Origin of the sequence: Salinibacter sp. (assembly GCF_036626415.1) — a bacterium.
Taxonomy (GTDB): Bacteria; Bacteroidota; Rhodothermia; order Rhodothermales; family Salinibacteraceae; genus Salinibacter.
This window is the reverse complement of sequence record NZ_JAZKRW010000168.1, coordinates 1-4959: the sequence shown is the minus strand read 5'-3', so window position 1 is coordinate 4959 and position 4959 is coordinate 1. Positions and strand designations below refer to the sequence as shown.

The 4959-nt window shown below is 64.9% G+C and carries 3 protein-coding genes and 1 pseudogene; 3 read left to right on the top strand and 1 reads right to left on the bottom strand.

The features are described 5' to 3' along the window. Window positions 1–269, bottom strand: a pseudogene (locus V5A20_RS13000) (hypothetical protein); the annotation flags it as partial. A gap of 1392 nt (window positions 270–1661) precedes the next feature. On the opposite strand from V5A20_RS13000, the gene V5A20_RS12995 reads away from it, so the two are divergent. The 3 genes from V5A20_RS12995 to V5A20_RS12985 all read left to right on the top strand — a co-directional run. Further along, on the top strand, window positions 1662–1976 hold the full coding sequence (locus V5A20_RS12995; protein WP_332316962.1) for a hypothetical protein: 315 nt from the start codon (window positions 1662–1664) through the stop codon (window positions 1974–1976). Between the two features lie 1260 nt (window positions 1977–3236). Then, window positions 3237–3521, top strand: a complete 285-nt coding sequence (locus tag V5A20_RS12990; RefSeq protein ID WP_332327526.1) for a hypothetical protein — start codon at window positions 3237–3239, stop codon at window positions 3519–3521. 146 nt (window positions 3522–3667) lie between these two features. Further along, window positions 3668–4959: hydantoinase B/oxoprolinase family protein (locus V5A20_RS12985; RefSeq protein WP_332327525.1), on the top strand; the 1292-nt coding region annotated here is incomplete at its 3' end.

The following is a 4959-nucleotide window of genomic DNA, read 5'->3' as shown; positions in this document are numbered from 1 at the left end:
GCCTGCGACTCGACGACGCGGTCTGCCGCCAACGTGAGCATCGACCCAATCTCTCCTGCCGTCTCTGAGCTCACCGTGGTGGACCCGCTCATCGAAAAACTTTCGGAGATCAACTCGTCGTAGGGGGGTCTTGCCCCGAGCCACGTAAACACCTGCTTGGCGGTGAAGGCCACAACGATGACGGCAAGCAGGTAGCACCCTGGGTGCATGAGGTGCTGGCGCGCCCCGCTGATGTGCCGTGCAAGGGACCTGCCGGGACGGATGGTCAAGGCCCGGAGGGTCGGCCAAAGCCCCCCTCGATATCGGTCAACTCGCGGATGAAGACGCTGAGGCCCCCAACAACCGAGCTTCGCGGGCGGGCCTCTTGTCCACACTCCGGGCAGTAGCTGCCCACAAACCGCCGCCCACAATTCGAGCACTCGGTGGTGCGGGCAAGGCGCCCGTCCTCGGGGTCTGGGCCGGCAGAATCAGGGCCGGCAGAATCAGCACGGTCTGGAGACATGGCAACCGAAGCCCTGTGGCGGGCGGCCCGAGCGCCGGGCAGGCCCAACGGGCGGAGGGGAAATCAAGCGTAGAAACAAATCAGATGTGGGGAGGAGGACTTCCTCTCACACGTGGGAGAGCTACCTTAAAAGGTGGCGTCGAAGCAAGCAGGCGTTTCCTAAGTAGACACGCAAAAGAACCTTAACAACAAGTCATTCCGAGCGCAGCGAAGCGGAGTCGAGGAATCTCTTCGAAGATCAGTAGAAGCGACCTTCAGACCGGTATATTCCCAAATCAGCGTTCGCGCTGGACCCAGTAAGATTCTTCGACTCGCTCCTCCCTCCGGTCGTCGGTCGCTCAGAATGACTCTCGAATAAACGTATTTCTGCGTGTTTACATAGCTGACATCAGGCGCCTCCGAGGCCAGCTGAGGACGTGGCGGGTGAGAACATGGCACATCGCTGCCCGGATTTTCTGCCGGGGTTTCTTTCCCTTCCACTGACGCGCCCTCCCCGCCGATGTGTTTTCCCTGTCGGCGTGTCCTCACCGGCCCCTTCTCCACGGGCCAATCTCTCACGGGTCGGCTCTCCACCGAACCCCTTCAGCTCGCCACGTCTGGCGACTCGTCGGCTCATGGCGTCAGTCCGTCGAGCGAGCCGAATCGAGCAGCCAGAATGCTCATTTTTCTCCCTGCACAGGAAACAAGGCGAGGCTCTCGAGAGGGACCCGAGCGAGAGGGACCCGAGAAAATGATCCTAACCGCTCAGGCGCTCCCGGGCGCTTTGCCGACACGGGTCCGTTCTGCCCCCTGCGCAGACCCCGCCTTCGCAGAGCATCACGCTTTCGCAGAGCATCACGCTCCTGCAGACACACTTTCCGTAGCCAAACTTTCCACAGGCAAACCACAGCTTAACCCCATGACCACGACACGCCCGACCTCTTCAAGCCCGGCTTCTGCAAACTCAACGTCTACAAACCCCGCTTCCGCGAGCCAGACTCCCAAAAACCACCTGCTAGAATGCTTCCCCGAAGCGCTTGCTAAAGCGGCTGCGTTCCTCCTCCTGGCCGCCGGACTTTCGGGAGCGGTTCCTACTGCCTCCGCACAAAGCCCCTCCGTCACGCAAAGCTCTTCCGCGCACCTCAACTCTGAGCAGTGGCAGGAGAACTTCGATGAGCAAATGGCCCGCCAGCTGAGGCAAGAGCCCTCCCTGCGAGCCGATCTCATGAAGGTGGTGATCGATCAGGCAGCCAAGAAGAAGGATCTGCGCCTCTCGAAGACTGCGGGGGCGCTTCTCAAAGTTATCGAAGAGGAGTCGGAGAAGTCCCGCCGCGTCCTGGCCGTTCAGGCTCTCTCGGTGATCGACCCTCGGCACCTCGGGGAGAAGCAGTATCGGCAGACAATGGAACGGCTCTACGCTCTGTCCAAGGACGAACTGTCCGCTGAGGTACAGATTGCCGTTGCGGATGTAATCACCCAGTACCAGAACGGTTGACTGGTTCCAGTTGGCCAGCTCCAGTTGGCTGTTTTCTGCTGGCTGCCATGTGGGCCCTGCTGGCTGCGACTCGGCCGGCGTCCCTGCCGTGAAGGGGCAGTCGGTTGTTGAGGAAGTCAGGCCAGCACGATCGGACCAGCGCGGCCCACCCGGTGCCTGCCCCTCCGGCCTGACTGGGCGACCGATTTCAGGCTAGAAGGGGCGGGCCTTCCTTGTTCGGAGGTGGCGGCATCGTTCCTGACCGGACTGTCCGTGCTCTCGATCACTCTTTCGGCCTCGTGGTCCCGGTCCTGTAGTCCAGCTGGCTTCCGGCTCCCGGGCATTACCTCACTTGACGTGAAGAGCCCTGGCGGGAAGAGACGTGCTTCCTACAGAAGTGAACCTGGCCCGGTTGAGTGGACGTCCATGGCACCCCCTCATGGAACCATCAATTACGATGCACGAGAGAAATCAGAGATTCCCCGTCCTGTCGGCCTCGTGGGGGCATCCTGGGCTATTTCTGGGCCTGCTTGCTTTCGCCCTGACGGTGGGCATGGCGGTCGCGCTGCCGCAGTTGTTTCCCGTCCCTTTTTCGCTTCAGGATGCTGTGGTCGCGGGTGGACTGCTCGGAAGTCCCCTTCTCGGCATCGGCATCGGATACGATTCCTCAATGGCTGAGAGCGAGGCCCGACGGCTGTTCGGCGCAGGGAGCGCTCTCCTTCTGCTTGCTTTCATTGGTGGGGCCGCGGGAATCCGTTTGGTGCTGCTCATGACTGCCCCTCTTGGCGTTCTTCTGCAGGCTATTTATCCCGGCCGGCAGCTCCAAGGGTAGCCTGGTCGCCGCGTCTCTGCGCTCCAGGTCCACCGCGGCCGAAGGCTCTCACTGGGCAACCCGCCTCCCGTCCGAGCGTCCTCGGATCTTTCCCGATCTTTTCGGGAGGGACCCCTCTTGCGAGGGAAAAGCAGCATGCCAGGTTCTCAGGCTCGCTCGCATGCCCGGGGTGCGGGTCGCCAGTGGTCCGCTTTTCTGTGGGGATAGGCGGCGTTGGGAGAGCGGCTCTCCGGACGTGCAGGTCGTCCTGCAAAAAGAGGAACTTGAGTTCCGCTCATGTCTTTTGCTTTTTTCGTCTTCGGATGTGCGCCACGGCTGGGCCTTTTGGGTCGGAGTGCGGACCCTCTGTAGCCGCATCCCCGTCCGCCATTCCGGGGCACGTAGGCGTAAAGCCTCTGCGCGTACCATCCTCTGAGCGTACCATGTCGACGGCGACCCTTTCTTCCCCCGTGGCACTTCTCGACCGCACCCTGTGGTTCGGGGAGATTCAACTGCACGACGACGGAATCACGATTTCCGGCTGGACGTGGGGCGGAACGTTTCAAAAGCAGATCCCACTCCGCGAGATCACCGTCTTCGAAACGTGGGCGAGCGAGGGCACGAAAAACAACTACTTTCGCCTGCGGATCGACGGGGAGGCGTCCGTGCGGGGACAGATCGAATCCGACATCGGGCTCTGGGAGGTGCACATGGAGGCGGACGAGCGCGTCGACCTGAAGCGCCGGTACCGATGACACGAACCGATGACACGAGGGCGCCGGGTCGGCCGGACGCGGGGCCCTCTGGCAGGCGGGACGGCGGGGGTCCTTTTGGCGCCTGCGCTCTACCATGAGCTCCCTGTAGTCCTCCCGCGCATCCGCGTCTTCCCACGTCTTCCCCCATGGCCGACGCCGACCCCATCCTTCTGGAGCTCTACCGCCACCGCTTCGCGGGCGTGGCCGACGAGATGGGCGTGACGCTCCGGCGCACCAGCTACTCGCCCAACATCAAGGAGCGGCTCGACTTCTCCTGCGCCGTGTTCGACGGGGACGGGGCCCTCGTGGCACAGGCCGCCCACATCCCGGTCCACCTCGGCGCCATGCCCGCAAGCGTCGAGGCCGCCCGCACCGCCGTGGACGCCTGGGCCGAGGGCGATGTCGTGATCCTGAACGACCCGTACGCGGGCGGCACGCACCTGCCGGACGTGACGATGGTCTCGCCCGTGTTCGTCGGCGACGCGAAGGCGCCGTCCTTCTTCGTGGCGAGCCGGGCCCACCACGCCGACGTGGGCGGGATGACGCCGGGCTCCCTCCCCCTCGCCACCGAGCTGGTACAGGAGGGCACCATCCTCCCGCCCGTCAAGCTGTACGACGGGGGCACGCGCAACGACGCGCTGCTCCAAACCCTCCTCCGCAACGTGCGCACCCCCGAGGAGCGGCGGGGCGACCTTGCGGCACAACGGGCGGCCCATTCGGTCGGCGCCAAGCGTCTGCAGGTCCTCGCGGAGACACACGGCCTCAAGGAGGTCACCGCGTACGCCCGGCACCTGCAGGCCTACAGCGAGCGCCGCGTGCGGGCGGCCCTGTCCGACTGGCCCGAGGGGGCGTACGCGTTCGCCGACGAACTGGAGGTGGGCGAGACGGAGACGGCGACGATCCGCGTGGCCGCGACGATCGAGGCGGAGACCGTCACGTTCGACTTCGACGGGACCGACGACGCGGTCGACGGCAACCTGAACGCCGTGCGCCCCATCACCGAGTCGGCCTGCTACTACGCGGTGCAGGGCCTCACCGAGGGCGCGATTCCGGTCAACGCGGGCAGCGTTGCCCCGGTGTCCGTGAGGGCCCCGGAGGGCTCGCTCGTCCACGCCACGGCGCCGCACGCGGTGGCGGGCGGCAACGTGGAGACCTCCCAGCGCATCGTGGACGTGGTGCTTGGCGCCCTCGCGCAGGCGCTCCCCGACCGGGTCCCCGCCGCCGGGCAGGGCACGATGAACAACCTCACCCTCGGCGGCACGCGCCCTGAGCGAAGCGAGGACGTCGTCTCCGGGCTGCGGCCCGACGGATCCGCCTTCGCCTACTACGAAACCATCGGCGGCGGCATGGGCGCGCATTCCGACGGGGACGGCCTCAGCGGGGTGCACGTGCACATGACGAACACGCTCAACACGCCCGTCGAGGCGCTGGAGCAGAC

Excerpts from the sequence above, each read along its gene's own strand:
- V5A20_RS12995 (WP_332316962.1), top strand. The coding sequence starts at position 1,662 with ATGGCCCGCCAGCTGAGGCAAGAGCCCTCCCTGCGAGCCGATCTCATG.